The following is a 23,862-nucleotide window of genomic DNA, read 5'->3' as shown; positions in this document are numbered from 1 at the left end:
CTTAAAAAGCGCTTAAAAATTTCTTTTTAATCCCTAATTTAGCGGTTTTAGATTGTTTTGAAATCAAAAACCCATTCAAGGCGTTTTTAAATAAATTTTCATTTTTTGGTTATCTAAAATGAGCGTATCTTTGCCCTTAGTTACCGTAAAATTACCCTTAAAATTCTCCATAAATTCCAATTCAAACGCCATTAAATGCTCATCTTTACACACTTTTCTTGAAATCCCGCTATCTTCAATTCCAATGTGCCTATCGCCCTGCCATACATAGCTGGCAAAATACCGGTTGCAATAGCCTTTCCCATAAATACGATTTTCTTTTTGGTCAAACACAAACTCTCCCATAGAGCTTTTAGGCTTTGGCTTCTTTTTGAAAAGCTCATACCAGTGTTTCCTTTTTTCTTTTCGTTCCTGCTCTTTGGCTTCAAGCGCTGCTTTATCCTCAGGTAAAGCGGTATTGAGAGAGGAATCTTGCTCTTCTTCGTGCTCTCTAAAAGCGCTATCAGCGAGCATGGTTTCAATGTCATACACTTGATGGTTCATTTCTACTTTTTGGATATGCCAATCATTGCTAGAAAGTTTTTTATCAAACATTTTTAAAAAAAAACACCCAGAAAAGACACAAGCCGTTAAAACGCTTGCTCCAGCCAATCGTAAATTCAAATAATTCCTCCTTATGTTTTATTTTTTTAACGAGCTTACGCTTTGCGCTTCAACCGCTTTTTTAATCAAAGAAATCGCTTCTTGCATCGCTTGCACGCTCACATGTTGGAGGGATTGTATCGCGCTTTCTTGAAAATCTTGATTGCCATTTTTACTCGTTTTGGTCGTTTTATTCTCCAGGCTAGAAATATTTTCATGCTTAATGATCACTCCAGAATGCGAATCGCCTTTCACGCTAATATCATAGCCTAGCGCAAATTCCGCCCTATAGGTAGAATTTTCTTTTTCTAAAAGAGAAAACGATAAAATCGTAAAACGAACCGCATAAGTTGGCGCGCCCGCACCATAAGGAGGCAAAGCCACGCCTAAGCATGCTTTTTGCGCTTCTTGCATGAACATGGTTTTTAACATGTTGCGAGGCAAGTCTATCCATTTTTGGTGCTTCCCATGCGTGATCTGCCCGTCTTTGGCTTTAAACACGATCTCTTTAGTGTTGAATAAATCCGCGCTCAAAATACTAATGAGTCTCACTTCCGTCAAAGGTTTAGGGCATTGCGTTATTTCAAAAGAACTCGCATTCAAATCATAAGTTCTGATCTCTGGTAGCATTTGTTTTAAATTGATGCTCAAGCAACCCTGAAGCAACAACGCTAATGCTGATGAGAGTGAAAAGATTTTTATCGCCGTAGCTCTCATGATTATTTCCTTTCTCCAAAAATCGTTTTATAGGGGTTAGCGTCAAATTTATCTATCAAAGCAGAGCCTTTTTCCACAAAATTATCAATGTTTCTCAAGCTCAACTGTGCTTGCATGATTAAGGGAGTGAACATCGCTTTAAAGTCGTATTGCCCCTGCTTGATGCGTTTATCCACATTTAAGGCCACATTATTGACATTAGAAACAAGATTGTTAGCGTTGCCAATCAAGGAATCAAATTGCGCCTTTCTTGAATCCAAGTTAGCGATGAGATCATCTACTGAAGCAAGAATGTGCTTGAATTTTTCCACATTTTCATCATCTAAAATCTTATTCACATTTTTAATCGCTTTCATCACTTCTTTCATCGCTTCATTAGCATCCACGCTCAAGCGATCTATAAGCCCTTCTTTAAAGATCAAAATCCGCTCCCCTTTATCGCTACTGCCATAAAATTCTTCATTGTGGCTTTGCTCTAAGGCTAAAAATTTTAACCCCATAAGCCCCCTAGAAGAAACCGCCACTTTGGAGTCTTTACGGATCTTAACGCTGGATTTAATCATCAAATCCAAACGGACCACCCCCACTTTATCCTTTGCAAAACCCACTTTGATGACATTACCCACTTGAATCCCTTTGTAATTAACAGGCGAGTTGGTCGCAATGCCTCCCAAGTCTTTGTCCGTATAGACCACATATTCATAATATTTTCCGTCTTCTAATCCCAAATGGCCTAGCCATAAAATAAAGCCTACCATGCACACTAAGCATAAAAAGAAGAGCCCGCCGATTAAAGTGTAATTCACATGCCTTTCCAAAATTTCTCTCCTCGCGTTGAATTGAATAAATTGCCTTCATCTAGCCCTTGAGTTTGAGCTTTTTTAATAAAATCTTTTAAATCCCCATTAAACTCTAATAACCCATCTTTGAGCATGATGAATCGATCCACGCAATCATGCACGGAGTCTAAATCATGCGTAATCATCACCACCGTAAGCTGCAAGCTCTCTTTGAGCGTCATGATGAGTTCATCAAACTTGCCCGCACTATAAGGATCTAATCCGCTTGTTGGCTCATCTAAAAATAAGATCTCCGGATTAGTCGCCATAGCCCTAGCTATACCCACGCGCTTTTTCATCCCTCCGCTCAATTCATAGGGGTAAAGGTGATAAGCCCTAGGGGGCAAACCCACTTTTTCAATCCACATTTTAGAAATTTCTTCAACAATTTTTTTAGAATAAGCGCCGTATTGCTCTAGCATGACACCCACATTTTCTAAAACCGTTAAAGAGCTATACAACGCCCCAAACTGGAAGCAAATGCCGCAGCGGTTAAAAATCTTTTGCTGCTCTGCTTCTTTGAGTTTCCATATATCTTCCCCAAAAAGCAACACTTCCCCCTTTGTAGGGCGATTGAGTAAGATCATGCACCTTAAAAGCGTGCTTTTACCACTCCCTGAACCCCCTAAAATCGCCATCACTTCGCCTTTAGGCACGCTAAAACTCACGCCCCTATGAATAATGGTGCTTCCAAAAGCACTATGGAGATCCTTCACTTCAATTAAGACTTGATTGTTCATAGCGCTCATCATATATTCAACTTAGAAAAAATAATAGAAAAAATAGCGTCCAAGAAAATGATCCAAAACAGAGCATTCACCACACTAATAGTGGTCAAGCGCCCAATGCTCTCAGTGTCCCCCTTGACTTCAAACCCGCGCATGCACCCCACCATCGCAATTGCAAACCCCCAAAAAGGGGCTTTGACAATCCCTACCAAAAAATGATTCCAACCCACTGTGTCATGCAGTCTGTCTATATAACTTGGAAAGCCTAAATCCAATTGGTATTTAATCGCAAACATGCCCCCAAAAATGGCGAACGCATCGGCAATAAACACCAATAAAGGCAAAACAATCACTAAGGCTAACACCCTAGGCAATACTAAAAATTCAAAAGGGTTAAAGCCCATGGTTTTCATCGCGTCTAATTCCTCAGTGATCTTCATCACCCCGATTTGTGCGGTAAAACTGCTCGCGCTTCTCCCGGCAACCACAAGAGTTAAAATAAAAGGGCCGATCTCTCTTAAAGCGAGTTTAGCCGTCATTTCCACCGACATTAAAGGCGCGCCCATGTCTTGCAATTGTAAAGCCCCTTGTAAAGCAACGGCAAACCCCACGATAAACACCGTTAAAATACTCACTGGCAAAACCTTAAATCCGGATTCATTGATATGATAGAGCAAAGGAGTGATACAAAAGCGTTTGGGGTTGAAAACGCTTTTAATGAAGTAAAATAAAATCATGCCGCAAAAATTGAATGCGTTTAAAAAGGTGTTGTAAGTCTCTACGATACTCTTACCCATTTTAGTGATCATGAGTTCGTATTTTTTGCCCGCTTTTTTAGACTCTAAATCCTCTTCTTTTTCAAACCAGTCTTTAACCACTTTCAAAGCGCATGCGTTATTCTCGCTCACATTGCACAATTCAATGTTTAAAGAACGCTCCTTAACTAAATCAAATAAAAACATGCCAAAAACAAAATCTATTTTTTGGCACCCTGAAAAATCCACTTTTAAAGACCCTTGATGATCTAATATTTTTTTTTTCAATTCATCTAAACGAAACACGCTCGTTTTAAAATCCCAATCCCCTCTTAAAATCAGCACAGAGTTCGCCCCATCTTTACGCATTTCTAAAAATTTTTGTTTCTCCGTCTTCATTAAAATATATTCTCTCTTTAGATTAGGTAAAATCTATTAACAAAATTTTGTTTGTTAAAACGACCATTTTAACACAATGATAAAACAAAAAGTTAAACGATATTCTATTTGATAAAGGATTAATTATTTTTAAAATGTTTAAAAAAATCATTTTTTTTTGTGTTTTCTTAATGGGGGGTTTTGTTGTCTCTCCCCTTAATTCAATGCCTATTTTGCACGATAAAACCCCTAAAAAAAATTACCAAGAAGCCCATGAAAAACTCTATAGAAGCATCATTAACCGCCAAAAGCTCACGCGTAAAAAAAGCGGGTGGTATTTTTTAGGAGGGTTTGGCGCTGTAGAAGCCACTAAAGACTACCAAGGCAAGGAAATGAAAGATTGGATTGCAACGCTCAATTTAAAAACCGGCGTGCAAAGTTTTTTTAAAAAATATATCGGGATTAGGGGGGTTTTTGCATGGGATCTTGGGTCAGGAAAAGTGAATTACCAAAGCCGTAAAGATCCTACAAACTCTTTTTTTACCATGCTTGCGGTGGGTTTGGATGTTATTATGGAATTCCCGTTAGGGAGTTATAAACATTATTTGGGGGCGTTTGGGGGAGCTAGGGGGGCTTTAGTCGTTTATACAGACAAGCAAAATTTCAAGTTTTTTAAACATTCTGTGGTTTCAGGGGGATTAGCGATTAATGGGGGGGTCATGCTCACGCTTTTTTTAAGACACCGCATTGAATTAGGGTTTAAAATCTTACCCACCGCCAGATTGCTTTCTAGCTCCAAACGCTTTGAGACTTCGCCCTTATTTTATGCGGCATACAGCTATAAATTTTAACCTTTTAGCAAACTTCAAAAATCCAATCTTTGGGGGCTTCTTGTTCGCCTTGTTGGATGGATAAAAGCAAATCATAGAGTTGTTTAGTGGTATCGCCCGGTGTTTCAAAAAAATAAGACTTGTTATCATGCACGATTTCTTTAATGGGCGTGATGATCGCAGCTGTCCCGCACGCTCCAGCTTCTTTAAACGCATGCAACTCATCCATTAGAATTTCTCTCTCTTCTACTTTGAGGTTCAAATATTCTTTAGCCAAAACCATTAAGCTTTTTTTAGTAATGCTTGGCAGAATGCTTGGCGAATGTGGGGTGATAAAGGCATTATCATGCGTTATGCCAAAAAAATTCGCCGCCCCCACTTCTTCAATTTTAGTGTGCGTAACAGGGTCTAAATAAATGCAATCATCATAGCCTTGCTCTGTGGCCATTTTATGGGCTAATAGGCTTGCCGCATAATTCCCCCCCACTTTCACCCCACCGGTGCCTTTAGGCGCGGCCCTATCAAATGCCGTAGTGATAAACCTAGCCCCCCCTTTTTCTATCCCCCCCTTAAAATACGCCCCCACAGGCGCGCAAAACACGATAAAAAGGTATTCACTGGCCGGCTTTACCCCCAAATTATCCCCTACGCCTATGACAAAAGGGCGCAAATACAAACTCGCCCCGCTTTTATAAGGAGCGAGCCATTTTTGATTCGCTTTTACTACTTCAGCGCATGCCCTTAAGAACAGCTCTTCGCTCACTTTAGGCATGAGCAGTCTTTCGCATGAAGTTTGCAAGCGTTTGGCGTTTTCTAAAGGGCGAAAAAGTAAAGCTTTCCCGTTTTGAGAGCGGTAAGCCTTCAAGCCTTCAAAACAAGCCTGCCCGTAGTGCAAGACAGGCGAGCCTTCGCTGAGCTGCAACGCATTTTCGCTAACCAATTCGCCTTGCGACCAAGAGCCGTTTTTATAAGCAGCAATGAAGCGGAAATCCGTTTTAATGTAGCTAAAGCCTAAATTCTTCCAATCTAAATTTCCTGAATTTGCCATTCCACACCTTTACAATGGATAGTTTTAGGTGTGATTGTATCTAAAAAGGGGTTAAAAATCCCTCAAGTAACTGATTTGAAACGCATAGACTCTACGCACATCAGCTTGTAAGGTGTATCCCTTTTCGTTGGTAATGGAGAAAAGCCGGTGCGTGATCGTAGGCACTTTAATCCCTAGTTCCAAGCTGTTGTGTTTAGCGATATGGGTGCGGACCCCAAACTTCCATAAAAACTGGAAATTAGCCGGGCTATAACTAGAATTGCTGTGGTGTTTTGCATAATTAGCGATCTCTTTACTGATGCTCGTTGCCCAACTATCCCCAGCCAATTGAATCCCCACCACAAAACCAAAAACCATGTTTTCTTTATTCACAAAATTCCACAGCGTATCCAGCCCTACACCATAAGTGAATAGATTGACATAGTATTGCCCTTGATAAGAATCCCTCTCCGTTAAAGTATTCCCTCCAAAACTAAAGCTATTGTAAATAAACCCGCTCTCGCCCACCGGAATACCCTTTTTCATCACGCCAAAGCGGTTGTGCGCGTAGTCAAAAAACCCATAATAACGCATGCCAAACCATTTTTTCTTACCAAAAAATTGCTTATAGCCCGCTTCAAAACCCGCTCCTGCATAAGGCGGGAACTTTATCAAAGGCTTTTGCAAGCCGTTGTCATTCACCATTTTAGTCTGATTTTGTATCATGCTCACCTGGTAATTGACTCCCACAAAAGCCGCACTCTCTTCAGCGCTCGCCGCAACACCCAAAGCCCCTAATAAGATAACTCTTTTCAACATTCAGTCTTTTCCCTTTATTTTTTCTATAATTAGTCTAACAAAACTAAATTATTACTTATAATGAAATAATAATATATTTTTTCTTAAACTCAATTAAAAAACTAACCTTTTAGTTCATTCCAACGATTCGCCACAAACGCGCTCGTTTCTAACGGCACCCTCAAAGGATAAACTTCATCATTGAGAATGCGTTGGATTTCTCGCTGCAACTCTAGGGCGTTTTTTTCTTCAATCTCAAAAATCAATTCGTCATGCACTTGCAAAAGCAGCCTCACCGAAGGGTTATTTTTGAAACGCTCGCTCACTTTGAGCATGCCTAATTTCAATAAATCGCTCGCGCTCCCTTGAAAAATCGCATTCACGCCCTCTCGCAAATAATTGCCTTTGACATAGTCATTCACGCCGGTAAAATCAAACACCCGGTAACGCCCAAGCAAAGTAAAGGCTTTAGAAGTTTTTAAAATCTCTTCTCGCATGCTATTTAAATAATCTTTGATGCTAGGGAATCGTTTGAAATACGCTTCTATGTAGCTTTTAGCCTCATTTAAAGGGATGTTTAAAGTTTCGCTCAATTTCTTACTCCCCATGCCATACACCAGCCCAAAATTAATGCTTTTAGCGATGGATCGTTTTTCTTTGGCCAAATCTTCTCCAAACAACGCCTTAGAAGTTTCTAAATGGATGTCTCGCCCCTTTAAAAACGCATCCATTAAATCCCTATCCTGGCTAAAATGGGCTAACAGGCGCAATTCAATCTGCGAATAATCCACCCCTAGCAAACAATATTCTTTAGAACTAGCGATAAAGCCTTTACGAATGAGTAAGCCTTTAGGCGATCGCACCGGGATATTTTGCAAATTAGGCGAATGCGAGCTTAAACGCCCGGTAGCTGTGCCGGTTTGGATGAAAGTGGTATGGATTTTATCGTCTTTGTCTTTTAGGCGCAATAAGGGGGTGGTGTAAGTGTTAAAAAGCTTATTTAGTTCTCTGTATTCTAAAATCAAAGCGATGCTTGGGTGCTTGTCTAGGATTTTTAGCAAGCTTTTTTCATCAGTAGAACGGCTTTTATTTTTAGGAAGCTCTAATTTTTCATACAAAATCTCGCTGAGCTGTTTGGGTGAGTTGAGGTTAAAATCCACGCCGATCAAATCCAAAATTTGGCGCTCTAAAACATGCAATTCATTTTTAAACTCCTGCTCTAAGCGCTTGAAATAAGGTGCATCAATTTTAAAGCCTTGAAATTCCATATCTATTAAAACTTTCACAAACGGCGTTTCAATTTCTCTAGCCAAAATAAGCAAGCCCTCTTCTAGCCCTCCTTTTTCAAAATACTCGTACAAACGCTTTAAAGCGTTTAATTCCCTATCCAATTGCTCTGATTTTCCCGCCTTACTTTTTGTCTTAAAATCTTTGATTTTTTCATGCGGGATCAATTCCTCTTTTAAATATTCCTTTAAAACTTCATCAAACCCCACTTTTTCCGGATTTTTTAAAAACGCTAAAATTTGAGTGTCCTGGATGCGAATGTTTTCTAAAGACACCTGGTATTTGGCCTTTAAAAAGCTCAGTAAGGGTTTTAAATCATGCCCAATGATATGCGCATGCTGTAGTATTTGAGAAAAAGCGTTTTGCAAAAACTCTGAAGAAAAGGGCGAAAATAACGCCTCTTCTAAAGGTAAAAAATAGCCTTGATCTTCATATAAAAACGCTAGGGCTAGAACTTTTTTTTCTTTATCCAGCACCAAACGCACAAAAATCCTTGCGTCAGAATTTTTTAATCTTTCTAAAAACGCGCTCAAAAATGCGGTGTTTTCTAAAACGATCAAGCGTGATTTTTTAGGGGCGTTGTCTAATGCGGGCGTATTTTCTAATAGGGGCGCATTGTCTAAAATTAAAGGCGTAGGGGAATTTTCTAAATCCCTTAAAGTAGAAATAAAACCATATTCTTTCAATTCGTCTTTAATTTTCAATAAAGGGTTTTCGCTAGGAAAAGCGCAACTTAAAAAATCAAATTCTTGAATACACCCTCTTTCTAAAGTGGCTAATTCTTTGCTTAAAAACGCGCTCTCTTTGTCTTGTATAAGGGCTTGATACATTTTAGGGCTGAGTAAATTTTTCGCCAAGTCTAAATTTTCATAGATTTTTTCCAAACTCCCTAACCGCTGTAACAATTCCTTAGCGTTCTTGCTCCCAATGCCTTTAACCCCCTTGTAATTATCGCTGCTATCCCCCACAATGCCCTGATAATCGGTGAATTGACTCGGCAAAATCCCGTATTTTTTTACGCAATCTTTCGCCAAAAACTCCGTTTTGCCATCAAAAAGCGCGATTTTATCGCTCAAAAGCTGGTTAAAATCCTTATCTTTAGAATAAATGCGGGTTTTATAAGGGCTTAGCGTGGCCAGGCTTGCGATAACATCATCCGCTTCAAACCCACTCACCTCCACGCAAGTAAAACCCATTTTTTGCAACCATTCTAACGCGATAGGGATTTGTAAAAGCATCTCTTTAGGGGCGTCTTTACGATTTTGTTTGTATTCGCCTAATTTTTCAGCCCTTTTAGTTTTAGTCTGGCTTTCTAAAGCGAACACGATAAAAGGCATGTTTTTTTTATCTTTATAAAATTTTTTAACCATGCCCACAAGCCCCGTTAAAAGCCCTGTAGGAAAGCCTTTATCATTCGTTAAAGGCTTATTTTTAGCGCTCATGTAATAGCTTCTAAACAAATACGCAAAAGTATCAATTAACGCTAAAGTCCCCTCTTTAATGACTGGTCCTTCCATGCATCAACCCTCTTCAATCCAGCAAATTTTAAGTTTATTGTAACACAAGCTTGACCTCATCTGTTTCAAAACAACGAGTCTTTTTGGGTGGGTGTTTCTTGGCTGATGGCTTCTTTTGTGGCCTGGATTTTAGCGTTGCTGTATTGAACCACGCCCTGAATGGTTTGCTTCATTAGGGCGTTTATAAGGGTGTGCATGAAATGAAAATCAATACCATCAAGGGTTTGAGCGCTAGTGGTGGATTTTAGGGGTAGTTGGATTTTTTGCTCCCTAAAAGTTTTATCAATATCTCTAACCAATACGCTTAATAAAGGGCGTTTTAAGGCGTTTAAAAGCGTTGTGAAGTAGTGGGCTATGCGTGAATTAATTTTATTTTTAATTTCAGTTTTTGGTGTGATTTTTCGCATGAATTGTCCCGCATACCATGACTTTTTACGATAGAAAAAATCCATTTGCAAAAGCCCTAAACTCCAAGTAAATGGTGGGTTTAAATTTTCCGCATTGACAAATCCTGTAGTTTGCAAAACGCCTTGATTTTGCGAAGTCCTTGTAATATAATCGTAATCTTGTCCTTGCGTTAAAGCGTCTTTATTAAAGCTTAAGGTTTTTTCAATTTCAAACAAATCCCCTAATTTGAAGCTTTGCCATGTTAAGCCGCATGGGGTATTACCCCCCCCCCCCCAGAATTTTTACCATTGAAAAGGCTAAGGGCGTTTTCTTCATCGTTAGAAAGGGTGGTTTCTGATAGCCCTGTAGCTTTTAAATAAGCCTCAAGTTCGGCAAGCCGACACTGCTCAAGTTCGGCTATGAATTTTTCCATGAAATTGAAATCAATATCCTTAAGGGTTTGAGTGTTAGCGTTGGGTTTTAGGGGTAGAATGACTTTATCGTTTTTAATTTTTGCCCATGAACACATGTTTTCATAGCCGAATTTTTTAGGGTAATCAAAAAATAGCGTGGATAAAAACAAGCCGATTTTATGGTTGATTTCAAATTTAGGTTTGAGAGAAAATACCCTAGCATGTGTTACCATTTTATAAGGAAAACTGCGATAAAACGCGCAACCAAACATGTCAATAGTAATGGTATGGCTTTCAAAAACTTTTGCTTTTATATCGCTTTGCCCTAAAACCCCATTATTGCTAATCCCTGCGGTGATGACAAATTCGCCCTTATGGTTGATGTGGCGTTTTTGAATGTCAAAATCGCCGTTACTCGCTTCAAACAAATCCCCTAATTTGAACTCGCCCCACTTAATAGCGTTGAGTTGGCTACTAAGGGGGCCAATCACTTTGGGAGCGTTTGGTTTTTTAAAATCAAGCCCACTTCATAAGAAAGGTAATCGGCTATCGTTCTTTTAAAATCCTTCAATTCGGGTTTGGTCTCATTCTTTTGGTGGGCTTCAAAATTAAAGTCTTTAGCATGCTTACTTTCATGCGGCTTAGCGATAAAATCTTCAATATAGATTGTTTTTAAATCGCCCCACAGCTCTTTAGAAACTTGAGCGTTTAAGCCGGCCTTGTAAATTTTAATGATTTCTTCGTAGCGTTTGGTGGGGTTAGAGGTTTCATTTAAGCCTCTTTTGGTGCGTTTGAAACCATCGTTTCTGAAGTCTATGAATTTAACGGGCTTTTCATAATCGTGTGGCTCATGAGCTTTAAAAATATAAACGCTTGTTTGCACCCCAGCTTGAGGCATGAATAAATCGGTGGGCATTTTAACGCTCGCTAAAAGCGAATGTTTTTTCAAAATTTCAACATTGGATTTTAAAGCCTGCCCGCTCCCTGCGCTATCTTGGATAATGATCGCTCCTAAAGCGCCTTTTTGCATATGCTCTAATCCAAACTTGATAAAAGGCATGCCGTTTTCTTCGTAGCTAAAAGGAGGGTTTAATAAAAGGATATTGGGTTTAAAATCTTCATAAATCTTTTTATTGGTTTCAAAAGTGTTGCCTTTGATGATTAAGCTTGAACCATCGCCTCTTAAAATCATGTTAGTGGTGGCTAGCGAAAACATTTCAGCGTTAAGCTCCACGCCTAAAAGTTGCGTGGTTTTTGCGTCTTTTATTTTTTTATTAGCAATAGTGGTGTTTTTACCATAGGTTTTTTCAATGTCTTCAATCATTAACACCATAGAAGAAATTAAAAAGCCTGCGCTCCCTGTGGCTAAATCCATCACAAAAGACTTTGCATTAACCCCTAAAAGTTCGCTCATCATTTTAGTTACATAAGGCGGGGTTAAAACAATGCCTAATTCCTTACCATCCCCTAAAGCGTATTTTAAAAATTCGCTATAAAGTTCGCCCATGATGTCTAAATGACCGGTATTGTCGCTTTCATTAATGGGCTTATGGACAAATTCATAAAGAAAGGTAAAAATTTGCTTAGTGATACTTGAATCTTTTTTTAAAAGCATGCTTATGGCTTTATCAAGGCTCGTTTCTTTATCGCGCTGCGGGTCTTTACTGATTTCTTTAAAACTGGCAAGCATTAGATCTCGTTTTTCTTCGCTTAGGTTTTTGGTTTTCAAAAATTCGCTAATTTGATTAAACACTAACACGCCATCACGGCCAGTATCGGTCAATTCGCCTTTTAAATCGCTTGGTTTTAAGCCCCCTTTTTTGCCCTTAATTTCTTGCATTCCTAAAAGCATGCCGCTCACATATAGCACGCGCTGAGGCGCTGTGATGTTGTGGTTGTGCATAAGGCGGTTGAGTTTTTTAGCGGTTTCGTTTAGATCGGCTTTGGTTTTGATTAAGATAAAATGCTTTTCTTCTTCAGTGAGCGTGCATTCTTTATAAAAAGCGTTAAACGATTCTTGATTTTCTAAAAAATGCAGGTTTTTAGCGTTAGTGAGTTTGTGCGCATTGATCCCACTTGCAAAAACATAATACACTTCTATCAAAAGGTTTTCTTCATCATCGCCGGCTATGCCTATAGCGATACATTCTTTGTATTTTTCTTTGTTTCTTAGGATATTTTGAGCGTAGTGTAAAGCCCCATTCACGGCGTATTTTGAAATGGAATAATCATCGTTTTGCAGCGCACTATTTTTGAGCTTTTTTAAATTTTTAGCGTAGAGTTTGTTTTCTATGATGATAGGGATAACGCTCTCTTTATTTTCAGGGTGCGTGTATTTTTCTAAGCTAAAATCCGGCTCGCCATAAGAAGTTTTATCTTTAGTTTTACTCGCATTTTTAAGGGCGTTTTTAAGGCTAGGACTCATTTGGCTTTTAACGTTAAAATCCTTATTTTTGATAAGCCCTAAATGAGCCAATTCTTTTTTGACATAGTCATCAACATCTTCTTCTAACCGAAAAGCTTGCATGATTTTCCTTTTTTAAAAATAAAATGATAACTCATTCATCCGCGCTGCAAAGCGCGATCGTAAAATGCGCTTTGATGTTTAGAGTTTTAAGGTATTTTAGGGCTTCTTTTAAGGTGGTGCCGGTGGTGATAATATCATCTAATAAAAAATAATCTAAATTTTTATCGCCCTTGAAGGTGAAATCCCGTGGGTTATTGGCGCGAAATTCTAGGCTTTTTCCGGCATACGAAACAGCATTAGCAGCCCTTAAACGCCCGTAAGTGGCTTTCAAATTGCCTTGACAAAAGCCTTTTAAAAGCGCAGCTGAATGCGAATAAAAGGATTTGACTTTATCATCAATTGCGATGCCATAAAGGGGGGTATTCAAGCCTTTTTCTTGCAGGATTTTCACAAATTCCGCCCCGGCTTTTTGAGAAAGCAAAGGCAAAATGCGAGAGCCAATCAGCGCGTATTTGCTTTTAATGAGTTCCTCTATTTCGCTATAAGCGTAAAAACTATACACGCTCACGCCCTCTAAAACCCTTACTTTTAAGCTTAAGGGCAGATCGTTCAAGCAATTTGGGCAAAGAGGCTTAAAAGAAAGCTTCAAACAAGTTAAACAACGCATTCAATAAAAGCGGTGATTTTTTCGTGTAAGTTTTGAGCGCTTTTTTGAGCGTCTAATTCCAAAACTTCGCACCCGAATTTTTCTTTTAATAAATAAGCGTGAGTTTTGAGCTTTTGCTGGATTGTGAGTAATTTTTCTATGCCTTGGTTTTCTATTTTGTCTAAACTTTTAAGGCTTAAGCGCTGCTTTAAGCTCTCTTTATCTATCACTAAAAGAATGATTTTTTCAGGCAAGATGCTTTGAGTGGCAAGCAGGTTTAATGCTAAGCTTGAAAATGGGCTATAAGCCATGCCAGAAACCAAACTCCTGTCGCTAATGATGAGCTTTTTTTCTTCCAATGCCGGTTTTATCACGCTTTCTACATGCTCAGCCCTATCGCTTAAGAATAAAAACGCTCTAGCCAATTCGCTGATGTTCTCATTTAAAGCGATACGCCTTAAACTCTCTCCCATTCTCGTCCCTCCCGGCTCTTTGGTGAAAAGGGCGTTTTTAAACCTGTCTTTTAATAACCCTACTTGAGTGCTTTTGCCCGCGCCATCAACGCCTTCTAACACCACATACATTTTAAACCTTTGAAATAAAAGGGTGGATTTCTTTAGGCACTAAATGGCTCGCATCGCCCTTATGCGCGATAATGGATCGCACGATAGAAGAGCTTATGAAAGCGTTTTGTAAAGTGGGCATGAAATACAAGGTCTCTAATTCGTGGTTTAAGGATTTGTTCGCATAGCCCATTTGCAATTCGTATTCAAAATCGCTCACCACCCTTAAGCCCCTAACGAGCACCTTACAACGATATTCTTTAGCCAGATTGGCTAATAGTCCTTCAAACGCAATGCATTCTACATTTTTAAAACTTTTAGTGGCCAGTTGTATCATGCTTAAGCGCTCTTTTAAACTGAACATGGGGTTTTTAGCGCTTGAATGCGCCACAGCGACAATGAGCTTTTCAAACAATTCGCTGGATCGGTGGATGATGTCTATATGCCCGTTAGTGACCGGATCAAAAGTGCCCGGGTAAATGCCGATTCTTTGCATCAGTTCATTCCCCATCGCGGGTATAAGTTATTTTCTATCCCTAAGCTGTCAAACCACTTCCCCACTAAAAAATCTTGCATCGCTTCTAAAGTCTTGCTCTGGGTGTAATAAGTCATCATCGGCGGCGCAACGATTGCATTAGAGTGGGCGAGTTTGAGCAAATTTTCCAACATGATAGCACTTAAAGGCATTTCTCTAGGGGCAATGAGTAAGGGGCGCTTTTCTTTAAGCATCACAGAAGCGCTCCTAGAAATCAAATCCCCCCCAAAGCCATGCGCGATTTTAGCCACCATGTCCATGCTCGCTGGAATGATTGCCATTTTATGGATACCATAACTCCCTGAGGCAATGCTCGCATGAATGTCTTGCTCGTTAAAAAAAGTAGCATTGGGCCGTAAATCTTTCATGGCGTTTTTAAGGTTGATGTTGGATTCTTCTAACGCCACGACATGCGCGTTTTTAGACGCCACGACAAAAACTTCAATTTCTTTGGGTAATTTTTCTAAAAACCGCAAGGCTAGGGGTATCCCGCTCGCCCCACTGATGCCTAAAACTAATTTCATGAATGTCCTTTATAAGATTTGCGCTTTAGAGCTGCTCAACACTTTTGCTTTCAGTATTTTATTGCTTTCTAAATTTTTCGCTTGAATGATTTGATTGAGTGCACCATTTTCTAGGGCTTTTAGGCTTATTTCTATGCTGATTTGCCCTTCTTCATACACCCCGGTGATAATGTCGTTTTTACGCACGATGATTAAGGCTTGGGTTTTATCCGTGCTTAAAAGCGTGTTAGGGGGGATAAAATTTTTCGCGCTCACTTTATCGATCGCGCCCTCTAATAAGGGGTTAGAAAGCGCACCAAACAAAACGCGCTCTTTTTTAGTGTTGTTAGTGGTGATGTTTTCATCTTTTTTAATCGCTCCTACGCTTTTAAAAGCCTGCATGCTGCCTGTCACGCTATAACGCACCGGTAGGCGTAAATTCGGCTCATTTTCTAACCTTAAAAACACGACCCCGTCTTTTTTAAGTTTATTAAAAGCGTTTAATTCATAGCTTAAAATTGGAGCGTTAGAAAAGCGCTCTGGGATTTCTAAGTTAATGGTTTCAATTTCTAATTTTAAGTCTTTGTATTCTTTAAGGTAAGCTTCTTTAATCGCTGTTTTAAGCGCGTTTGAATCTAGGGCGAATAGTGCGTTTAAACAGATAAAAAAAAGGATTAAAATTTTCAAAACCCGTTATCCACTTTTTCTACAAATTTTTCTGAGATTTTATCATAGACATTCCCTCCGCAATTGATTTTCAAGCACAAACCGCTCAAGCCTTTTTCTACGCCTAAAACCCTACCGGTGCCAAAAAGTTTATGCTTAATCAAGTCCCCCACTTTAATGGGCGCGTCTTTTTTATAATCCTGTTTAGGGGGTTTGTCTTGTTTGAGCAACTTGGCTTCTTCTAAAAACACAGAGGGCGAGCAAGAAATTTTCCTCCCAAAATACAAACGCTCTTGAACATAAGAGAGTTGCAATTCTTCTTTAGCCCTAGTGATCGCTACGTAAGCCAAGCGCCTTTCTTCTTCTAAATCGCTTTCTTGATTGAACCCCCTATGCGGGAAAAACCCTTCTTCTAATCCGATCACAAACACATGCTTAAACTCCAAGCCCTTGCTCATATGCACGCTCATGCAACTCACTTTTTGCGCATTTTCTGTATTATGGGCATCTAAAACGCTTTCATTCAAAAAATCCAATAAAGAATGCGTGGGGTTCGTTTTAAAATGCTCTTTCACTAAGGTTAAAAGCTCTTTAACAAAGCCCTCTCTTTCTTCGTAATTGTCTTCTTTTTCATAGCTTTTTAAAAGGTTGGTTTCTTCTAAAAACCGCTCGCAAAACTTCTCTACTGAAATTTCAAAAGCCTCCCTCAAACGCCCTATCATAGCGATAAATTGATTCAAAGCGTATTCGTTTTTAGGGTTTAGTTTGCCTTTAAACGCCCCAAGTTTTAGCGCTTCTTCTAAATTCAAATCCCCATCATCTAAAAGAGAAAAAATCCATTCTTGAGTGATCTTGCCAAGGCCTCTTGGGGGTTTGTTTAAAACGCGCCTGATAAAAAAGCGATCGTCTTTTTTAGCCACTAAATGCATGAACGCCAAAGCGTCTTTAACCTCTGCTCTTTCATAGAAACTCACCGCCCCAATAAGCCTATAGGGGATATTCAAAGCGTTCAAGCCCTCTTCAATGCTGCGGCTAATCCCGTTTAAGCGATACAAAATAGCGATATTTTCTAAATTTTCGCCCTTCTTTAAAAGGGCTTTGATTTGATAAGCCACATCCAGGCTCTCTTCTTTTTGCGTCAAATATTCTTTACAAACCACGCTTTTATGCGGTCCCTTAAAACTTTGAAGCGTTTTTTTATGGCGGTGTTGGTTATGGCTAATAAGGGAGTTAGCGCACGCTAAAATTTCAGCGCTGGAGCGGTAGTTGGTCTCCAATTTCACCACCTTAGCCCCTTTAAAATGTTTGGGAAAATTTAAAATGTTAGAAATATCAGCCCCCCTAAAACCATAAATGCTCTGATCGTCATCGCCCACCACGCACAAATTATGGTGCGTGAAACTCAATTTTTTTAAAAGCTCCAATTGCAGGGCGTTCGTGTCTTGATACTCATCTACCATGATGTAATGGTAGCGCTCGCTAGTCTCTTTGGCGATGGTTTCATTATCTTGTAAAATCTTAAGGCTTAAAAAAAGCAAATCGTCAAAATCCACTAAATTGTCTTTTTTAAGCGCGTTTTGATAAAGTTCATACGCTTTATAACATTCGCTATCTTGCATGCTTAAATCAATCATGCCGTTTTTGATTTGAGAAATACTGGCTCTAAAGCTTGAAATTTTGAGCTGTTTGCACAGCGTTTTGACTTCATCGCTATCTAACACCGAAAAATCGCACGCTCTTTTTAAAAGGCTCATGTGTTGCCTTAAAAACAGCAAACCAAAACGATGGAAAGTGCAAAGCAAGGGGGGGATAAGGGCTTGGTTTTTCAACAATTTCAAAGCCCTTTCTTGCATTTCTTTACTCGCTTTATTGGTGAAAGTGAGCGTTAAAGTGTTCTCGCTAGGCACGCCACAAGCGCCAATCAAATACGCTAAACGGCTCGTTAAAGTCTTAGTCTTACCGCTCCCAGCTCCCGCTAAAATCAGCAAAGGCCCTTGAATGTGGCTTGCAGCGATTTTTTGCGCTTCATTTAAATGGTCTAAAATGCTTTTTTCAAAATCCATTATTCTAAAAACTCGCCCTTTTTTTCTTGGTTCAAACGCTCTTTTAAAAGGTTGGTGTCAATTTCAAAATCAAAATAAGGCGAAGAAAAATCAGAGGTTTTAATGGCTAAAAAATGGTTTAGCGCTGATTTGAGATCCCCTTTTCTTTGATACAACAACCCTAAAGCGTAACGGATATTTTCATTATTAGGATCGTCTAGTTTCCCAAGCTCTAGCCATAAAGCGGCGTTATTGTAATTGCTTTGCGCGATATAGGTTAAACCCGCTAGGATTTTTAAGCGCACCTCATTGTCCTTAAGCCCGTTAATTAAGTTTTGATACAACGCGCTCGCTTTTTCATACTGCCCTTGAAACAAACTCACTAGCGCTAAATTTTCTAACCAATCGTTAGGAGCTTCGCTCTCTTCTAAACTGGCGATTTTGTGTTCTAATAATTTTTCTTGATGATCTAAATCATTGACCATAAATCCCATGTAAGTGTAGAAATGACGCCCCAAAATAGGCCCTTGCATGGTTTGATCCCAACTGATTTTATGCGAATCTAAAAGGGTGTAAATGCTTAAAGTGTGGCGGATGCTCGCATCATAATACGAAACGATTTCATAAAAGATATTAGAGATGAGATCTTTAGGGAGCATTTTTTTCAAATTCCCAAAAGATTGCACCATCAATTTTTTATCCTTGCTCTCTTTAGCAAACACCGCTTCTAGCGCGTAATAAAAAGGGAGCTTTTTAGGGGCGTTTTTAAGCCAGTCCATATCCCAATTGGTGCGGTAATTCAAATAAGCGATGAGCGAAGATAGTAAAGCTTTTTGCGTGGGGCTAGAAAAATCCTGACTGTAAAAATTCTCTGTGATTTCTCTTAAAAACTCCGTGGTGTCTTCGTGGGTGAAATGCGAGGCTAAAACCGCAAAAATCGCGCTCAAATAATCCGCAGAATTCAAATGGAAAGCCCTTAAAAAATGGAAATAAGCTTTGTGGTAATTTTCTAATTGCGCATAAATCAAGCCCGTATTATAATGGAGGAGCGCGTTATTGGGGCTGTTTTTTAAAGACAAATCAAAAAAAGAAAGGGCTTTTTTTAAGCGCTTGTTTTCTAACGCTTTCAACCCTTTGAGCGCGTTTTTATCCGCTATCGCCATCAAACGCCCCCTTTTAAAAGCAAGGCTTGCCCCCTCTAAATCCTTTTTGGCATCAGAGTCTAAAAGAAACAACCCCTCTTCAATCACGCCTAAGGTTTCCTTAGAGTCTAAAACCTTAAAAGGGGCGTAATAAAAGAGCAAGCGGTAGATAAAATCCCTTTTGCCTTCAAAATATTGCGTGTTCCAAAAACGCTCTTTGGCTCTTTCTTTGTCTAAAAAAACAGGGTTTATAGTGGGCTTGATGGGGTAAAAAGAGTTGGCTAATAGCGTGTCTTCTTTCGTGTGGCTGGCTAGTTTTAAGGCTTCGCTCGCTTTAAGGGTGTCGCCTTTTTTCAAACTCACTAATTCCAAAGCCATTAAAGCGTTTAAATCTTTAGGGTAGTTGTGCAAATAATGCTGCAAATGTTCCAAAGCCTGTTTGTAATGGCCCAAACGCGCCTGCAAAAGCCCTAAAGCAAGCTCATCTTGGGCGTTTGCGCTTTTTTGTAATTGTTTATAAGCGTTCGTTTCATCTTTAAACATCAAAAACAATTGAGACGCTAGGCGTGCGTTAGGTTTTAAAAAAGCGTTGGAATTAGGGTGCATTAAGGGGGAAAGGGCTTCAAAATACTCTCCAGCGTAATAGGATTTGAGTGCGTAAGCGTAGGAATAAAAAGACTTTTTATAATCTTTATACAAAGTGTCTCTTGCGATTTTTAGATAATGATAATACAAATCCGCATCTTGCAAATGATAAGCGCTCACTAACGCATCAATTGCGCTCACGCTCGCATTTTCTTTAGAAGCGATGCTAGAATCAAACAAATCCAACGCCCCGTTAAAGTCCTTTTCTTTAAACTTAATCACCCCTAAATTATGGCTCGCAATCCCTTGCGAAAAAGAAGCGGCCTTATCAAACAAATGCAAAGCTTCATCTTTTTGCCCTTGCTCGTATAAAAGGCTCGCTTTTTTCATCATCGCATCCACTTGATTCTCATCGTTTCGTTTGAGGGAGTCTTTGCCGATTAAATCGGGTAAGTCTAAATTCTCTATTTGCCCCTCGGCTTCTGAGTTGTTAGCGTTGTTGGTATCGTTAGGCGTTTCGTTATTAGTGGTGGCGCTATTAGTTTGCAAAGAAGTGGGTTGGCTTTCTTTTTTATGCCCTAGCAATAAACTCAAAGCCACAATGAGCGCAATGAGTGAAAAGAATATCCCAAGCGCGATATAAAGCCTTTTTTTATCGTGTAAGAATTGTTTAAAAAACTCTTTAGAGCTTTTGATTTTATTGAGTGTCTGCTCTAAAGCCTGCTTAAAAGAGGGGATTTTAGAATGAATGCCCTTTAAAGGGGCTTCTTTTTCGTTTCTGTTTTCGCCCCCTTTTTCTTCTAATCCTTTAGAATTTTGCTCTTCATTCAGCACAAGCTAGCCTTAAAGGTATTTTTCTAACGCCTTAGGAATGTGGATGCTCCCATCCACTTGCTGGTGGTTTTCCATTAAAGCGACCATCGTCCTGCCTACCGCCAAAGAAGAGCCGTTTAAGGTGTGCGCTAATTGGTTTTTTTGATTTTCTTTGAAGCGGATTTTTGAGCGCCTGGCTTGAAAATCTCTCGTGTTAGACACCGAGCTGATTTCTCTGTAGCAATTTTGCCCGGGCAGCCACACTTCAATATCTATCGTGTTGCTCGCACTAAAGCCTAAATCCCCGCTGCACAATTGCACAAACCGGTGCGGTAATTCCAAAGCCTTTAAAATCGTGCTCGCGCTCTCTAACATATGCTCTTGCATCGCATCGCTTTCTTTAGGGTGCGTGATAGCCACTAGCTCTACTTTATCAAACTGGTGCTGTCTTATCATCCCCCTTGTGTCCTTGCCCGCACTCCCTGCTTCGCTCCTGAAACAAGGCGTGTGTGCGGTCATTTTAATGGGGAGATTTTCAACGCTAACAATCGTGTCGTTGTATAGATTGGTGAGCGTTACTTCAGCGGTGGGGATCAGATACAAATTTTCATTTTCTATTTTGAAAACATCTTCTTTGAATTTGGGCAATTGCCCGGTCCCAAAAAGCATTTTTTCATTCACTAACGCCGGCGTGTAGATGATTTCAAAGCCATTTTTTTCATTAAAATCCAACATTAAATGAATGAGTGCGCGATAAACTTTAGCCCCAAAACCCCTGATGACAGAAAAACGGCTTTTGGCGAGCTTCACGCCGCTTTCAAAATCAATCCAGCCATTTTTTTGAGCGAGTTCAAAATGCTCTTTGGGTTTGAAAGTAAAATTTCTGGGGGTTAAGATTTTTTTAATTTCCATATTGTCTTCTTCGCTTGCGCCTAAAGGGGTTTTTTCATCCACTAAATTAGGGATTATTGAAAGCGTTAAATCTATTTGTTGCTCCAATTCGCTCACGCTTTTGGAAAGCTCATTCAGTTTGATTTTATTGTTTTCTAGCTCTTTTTTGAGATCGCTTGTATCCACTTTTTGAGCCATTTTGATACCAAATTCTTTAGAAACCTTGTTTTGAAAGGCTTGCAAGCCTTCTAATTCAATGAGTTGTTTTTTATAATGCGTGATGACTTCGCGCAAACGCTCCAATCCATCACCCATCGCATTGTTACGCTTTTTTAAGGAAAGAGCCACCCTGTCAAAATCTTGCAATAAAAGTTTTTTATCAATCATTCAACCCTCTTTAATCGTTCTAAAATGCCACAATTTAGCCCATTCATCTATATCGTTTTTATCCATTTGAGCGCTCAAAGCCCCCATTTTACCCTCTAAAGAATCTCCAATAGCGCCATTAGGTAAAGCCACAAAACTATCCCCATAAAATTTCCATAAAAATTCGTTTTTTTGATTTTCTTCTACAATGATTTGGCGATACGCTCCGATTCTATTAGCCCTAACCACCACGCAAGAAGCGCAAAAAGCACGCATCTGGCACAAAAGCCGCCACCTTTCATTGGACTCAAATGTAGCCACACTGCTTAAAAGCACCACATCCACGCCCTGATTTTTAGCCTGAACCCATATTTCATCAAAATGCGCTTCAAAGCCAAACAAAGGGGCGATTCTTAAGCCGTCTCTCTCAAAGACAAGCAATTCTTTAAAAGCGCTTTTCTCATTATCAAAAAAGCTCTCTTCATCCCAGTGAGGATAGGGGATTAAGCGTTGTTGCGTGTAATATTTCACGCTTTCTTTAGAAATAAGGGCGATTTTTTTATAGATTTTAGAATTTTCTTCTAAAAGCACCGGGGCTGAGACGATCAAGTCTGATTCTTCGCATTTTTGAAGCAAAAGCTCAATCGCTCGCACAGACTGTGTGCTGATTTCATTCAAATCCAACCCCATGTTATGGTGGAAAAAGGGGTTGATCACGTATTCAGGCAACACGATTACGCTCCGCTCGGGTATAGAGTTGAACAAAGATTGCATGAGAGTTTCTTTAAAAGATTCCAATTGCAAAGCAAACACTCGCATCCTTTAAGCCTTTTTGTCTGGCGTTTGGAGTTTTTCATACTCTGAATAAGCGTTTTCTAAAAGCTTTTGAGCCAAAAACAACTCTTGCATGGCCGTTCTATACAAATCCATCCCGTCTTTTAAGGACAAATTAGGATCATTCAAGCGATCTATGGCTTGCTCTAGGGAATGGATATGCTCTTCAAAGCTTTTTTTAGGGGCGTTTTTAGTGTTTTTAGTGTTTTTAGTGTTTTTAGTGTTTTTAGTGTTTTTTTGGGGGGCTTTTTCGGTTTCAAATAATTCATCTTGCATGGCATTCCTTTAGCTTTTTTTAACAAGCATGGTCGTTGAAATTTGAGCGATAGAATCTTCAGTTCTTAAGATCTCAAACCCTGCGTTTTCTAATTCATGTTTCAAACCCTCTAAACTCAAAAACCCCTCAATGGATTGCGGTAAATAAGAATAAGCGCCATAATTCTTGCTGATAGCCCCTCCCACTAAAGGCAGAACCTTATTCGTGTAAAACCCTGAGATTTTATCCAGCCATGTGGGGTTGTCCTTTTTTAAAAATTCTAAAATCACTAAAACGCCCCTAGGTTTTAACACCCTAAAAAACTCTTTTAAGGCCTCTTGTCTTTCCACGATATTACGCAAGCCATACGCAATAGAGAGAATATCCACGCTGTTATCTCCAACGCCTTTTAAATCTTTGGCTTGAGCCTGAATGAAAGAAACTTTGTTTTCAAGCTTCTCAAATTTTTTAACGGCTAATTCAAGCATGTTATTAGAGGGGTCAATCCCCAAACATTCCTTAAACTCTATAGCGCAATTTAAAGCGCTTTTTTGCCAAGCAACAAGCATATCCCCCGTCCCGCATGCCACATCCACAAGCCTTAACGCTTTCTTATTCTCCAAAAACAAAAACGCATGCTCGCAAGCCCTTTCTCGCCATTTAACGTCTAAACCAAAACTCATCAAGCGGTTGGCTTGATCGTAAGATCTGGCTATATCATCAAACATGTTGATGATTTTTTCTTGATCGAGACGCTTTTCTTTCTTCATGGCTTGTCTTTAAAAAGGCTTGACAACCACTAAAATCACAATGAGAATCATTAAGATCGTTGGCGCCTCATTAAACACACGATAAAACCTTGCGTTTCTTCTTGTAGGGTCTTTTTCCAGCTCGCGCATGCATTTTTTGCAATAAAAATGATAAGCTAAAAGTAAAACCACTAAAGCCAATTTAGCATGCAACCAGCCCCCACTTTCAAAGAGCGTAGGCTCTATCAACAGCATTAAAATCCCTGTAATAAGCGTAAAACCCATAGCCGGTGAAGCGATAAAGGAATAAAGCTTTTTTTCTTGGATTTGAACCACTCCTACAAACTCCTTTTTATGCGCGTTTTCTGCATGATAGACAAAAAGGCGCGGTAAATAAAATAACGCCGCCATCCACGAAATGACCGCTATCACATGGAAAGCCTTAACCCATAAAAAATACCCGCTCAAAAATTCCATACTCTCTCC

The 23,862-nt window shown here is 39.5% G+C and carries 24 protein-coding genes; 1 reads left to right on the top strand and 23 read right to left on the bottom strand.

Features of this window, described 5'->3' with window-relative positions:
* Positions 1–75 precede the first annotated feature (75 nt).
* The 5 genes from AA974_RS07170 to AA974_RS07150 are packed head-to-tail and all read right to left on the bottom strand — an operon-like array spanning position 76 to position 4,080.
* Positions 76–663 carry an META domain-containing protein gene (locus tag AA974_RS07170; protein ID WP_064433983.1) on the bottom strand — a complete coding sequence of 196 codons (588 nt, stop codon included), beginning with the start codon at positions 661–663 and terminating at the stop codon, positions 76–78.
* A gap of 18 nt (positions 664–681) precedes the next feature.
* Positions 682–1,359: a hypothetical protein gene (locus tag AA974_RS07165; RefSeq protein ID WP_064433982.1), complete on the bottom strand. Its 678-nt coding sequence runs from the start codon at positions 1,357–1,359 to the stop codon at positions 682–684.
* 2 nt (positions 1,360–1,361) lie between these two features.
* Entirely contained in the window at positions 1,362–2,177 is an 816-nt protein-coding gene (locus tag AA974_RS07160; protein ID WP_064433981.1) for an MlaD family protein, read from the bottom strand.
* On the bottom strand, positions 2,162–2,947 hold the full coding sequence (locus AA974_RS07155) for an ABC transporter ATP-binding protein (protein WP_064434093.1): 786 nt from the start codon (positions 2,945–2,947) through the stop codon (positions 2,162–2,164). Before AA974_RS07155 ends, AA974_RS07160 begins: the two co-directional genes overlap by 16 nt.
* Positions 2,947–4,080: an ABC transporter permease gene (locus tag AA974_RS07150; protein WP_064433980.1), complete on the bottom strand. Its 1,134-nt coding sequence runs from the start codon at positions 4,078–4,080 to the stop codon at positions 2,947–2,949. Before AA974_RS07150 ends, AA974_RS07155 begins: the two co-directional genes overlap by 1 nt.
* 134 nt (positions 4,081–4,214) lie before the next feature.
* On the opposite strand from AA974_RS07150, the gene AA974_RS07145 reads away from it, so the two are divergent.
* Complete coding sequence (locus AA974_RS07145) at positions 4,215–4,910, top strand: outer membrane protein (RefSeq protein WP_064433979.1); 696 nt, start codon at positions 4,215–4,217, stop codon at positions 4,908–4,910.
* Positions 4,911–4,914: 4 nt separating this feature from the next.
* On the opposite strand, the gene ilvE is transcribed toward AA974_RS07145, so the two are convergent.
* From ilvE to hemJ, 18 genes are all read right to left on the bottom strand, one after another.
* Entirely contained in the window at positions 4,915–5,937 is a 1,023-nt protein-coding gene (ilvE, locus tag AA974_RS07140; RefSeq protein WP_064433978.1) for a branched-chain-amino-acid transaminase, read from the bottom strand.
* Between the two features lie 51 nt (positions 5,938–5,988).
* Positions 5,989–6,735, bottom strand: a complete 747-nt coding sequence (locus AA974_RS07135) for an outer membrane protein (RefSeq protein WP_064433977.1) — start codon at positions 6,733–6,735, stop codon at positions 5,989–5,991.
* Between the two features lie 101 nt (positions 6,736–6,836).
* The gene (polA, locus tag AA974_RS07130; RefSeq protein ID WP_064433976.1) at positions 6,837–9,518 is read right to left on the bottom strand and encodes a DNA polymerase I; all 2,682 of its coding nucleotides are present in this window, start codon (positions 9,516–9,518) and stop codon (positions 6,837–6,839) included.
* A 65-nt stretch (positions 9,519–9,583) separates the two neighbouring features.
* Positions 9,584–10,141: a restriction endonuclease subunit S gene (locus tag AA974_RS07975; RefSeq protein ID WP_064433975.1), complete on the bottom strand. Its 558-nt coding sequence runs from the start codon at positions 10,139–10,141 to the stop codon at positions 9,584–9,586.
* 26 nt (positions 10,142–10,167) lie between these two features.
* Entirely contained in the window at positions 10,168–10,809 is a 642-nt protein-coding gene (locus tag AA974_RS07970; RefSeq protein ID WP_064433974.1) for a restriction endonuclease subunit S, read from the bottom strand.
* Positions 10,806–12,845: an HsdM family class I SAM-dependent methyltransferase gene (locus tag AA974_RS07115; RefSeq protein ID WP_064433973.1), complete on the bottom strand. Its 2,040-nt coding sequence runs from the start codon at positions 12,843–12,845 to the stop codon at positions 10,806–10,808. Before AA974_RS07115 ends, AA974_RS07970 begins: the two co-directional genes overlap by 4 nt.
* A gap of 31 nt (positions 12,846–12,876) precedes the next feature.
* Positions 12,877–13,452, bottom strand: a complete 576-nt coding sequence (locus tag AA974_RS07110) for a ComF family protein (RefSeq protein WP_064433972.1) — start codon at positions 13,450–13,452, stop codon at positions 12,877–12,879.
* Positions 13,440–14,015 carry a dTMP kinase gene (tmk, locus tag AA974_RS07105; protein ID WP_064433971.1) on the bottom strand — a complete coding sequence of 192 codons (576 nt, stop codon included), beginning with the start codon at positions 14,013–14,015 and terminating at the stop codon, positions 13,440–13,442. The genes AA974_RS07110 and tmk overlap by 13 nt, the downstream gene beginning before the upstream one ends.
* Position 14,016: 1 nt before the next feature.
* Positions 14,017–14,490 (bottom strand): pantetheine-phosphate adenylyltransferase, encoded by a 474-nt coding sequence (gene coaD / locus AA974_RS07100; protein ID WP_064433970.1) that lies wholly within the window; start codon positions 14,488–14,490, stop codon positions 14,017–14,019.
* Positions 14,490–15,053, bottom strand: coding sequence for a UbiX family flavin prenyltransferase (locus AA974_RS07095; RefSeq protein WP_064433969.1), 564 nt, complete (start codon positions 15,051–15,053; stop codon positions 14,490–14,492). Before AA974_RS07095 ends, coaD begins: the two co-directional genes overlap by 1 nt.
* Before the next feature lie 9 nt (positions 15,054–15,062).
* Positions 15,063–15,719: a flagellar basal body P-ring formation chaperone FlgA gene (flgA, locus tag AA974_RS07090; RefSeq protein WP_064433968.1), complete on the bottom strand. Its 657-nt coding sequence runs from the start codon at positions 15,717–15,719 to the stop codon at positions 15,063–15,065.
* A complete protein-coding gene (gene uvrD, locus AA974_RS07085; protein WP_064433967.1) occupies positions 15,716–17,761 on the bottom strand; it encodes a DNA helicase UvrD in 2,046 nt (681 codons plus the stop codon). The genes flgA and uvrD overlap by 4 nt, the downstream gene beginning before the upstream one ends.
* Positions 17,761–20,301 carry a tetratricopeptide repeat protein gene (locus tag AA974_RS07080; protein WP_064433966.1) on the bottom strand — a complete coding sequence of 847 codons (2,541 nt, stop codon included), beginning with the start codon at positions 20,299–20,301 and terminating at the stop codon, positions 17,761–17,763. The genes uvrD and AA974_RS07080 overlap by 1 nt, the downstream gene beginning before the upstream one ends.
* A gap of 9 nt (positions 20,302–20,310) precedes the next feature.
* The gene (gene serS / locus AA974_RS07075) at positions 20,311–21,558 is read right to left on the bottom strand and encodes a serine--tRNA ligase (RefSeq protein WP_064433965.1); all 1,248 of its coding nucleotides are present in this window, start codon (positions 21,556–21,558) and stop codon (positions 20,311–20,313) included.
* On the bottom strand, positions 21,559–22,356 hold the full coding sequence (locus AA974_RS07070) for a carbon-nitrogen hydrolase family protein (RefSeq protein WP_080471069.1): 798 nt from the start codon (positions 22,354–22,356) through the stop codon (positions 21,559–21,561).
* A gap of 3 nt (positions 22,357–22,359) precedes the next feature.
* Positions 22,360–22,647, bottom strand: coding sequence for an exodeoxyribonuclease VII small subunit (locus AA974_RS07065; RefSeq protein ID WP_064433964.1), 288 nt, complete (start codon positions 22,645–22,647; stop codon positions 22,360–22,362).
* 9 nt (positions 22,648–22,656) lie between these two features.
* Positions 22,657–23,397 (bottom strand): bifunctional demethylmenaquinone methyltransferase/2-methoxy-6-polyprenyl-1,4-benzoquinol methylase UbiE, encoded by a 741-nt coding sequence (ubiE, locus tag AA974_RS07060; protein ID WP_064433963.1) that lies wholly within the window; start codon positions 23,395–23,397, stop codon positions 22,657–22,659.
* Positions 23,398–23,406: 9 nt separating this feature from the next.
* Positions 23,407–23,853, bottom strand: a complete 447-nt coding sequence (gene hemJ / locus AA974_RS07055; protein ID WP_064433962.1) for a protoporphyrinogen oxidase HemJ — start codon at positions 23,851–23,853, stop codon at positions 23,407–23,409.
* Positions 23,854–23,862 lie beyond the last annotated feature (9 nt).

The sequence above is a fragment of the Helicobacter pylori genome, from assembly GCF_001653475.1.
In the GTDB taxonomy this organism is placed as follows: Bacteria; Campylobacterota; Campylobacteria; order Campylobacterales; family Helicobacteraceae; genus Helicobacter; species Helicobacter pylori_CM.
Note: the sequence above shows the minus strand (reverse complement) of the source record. Positions and strands in the feature narration are given on the sequence as shown.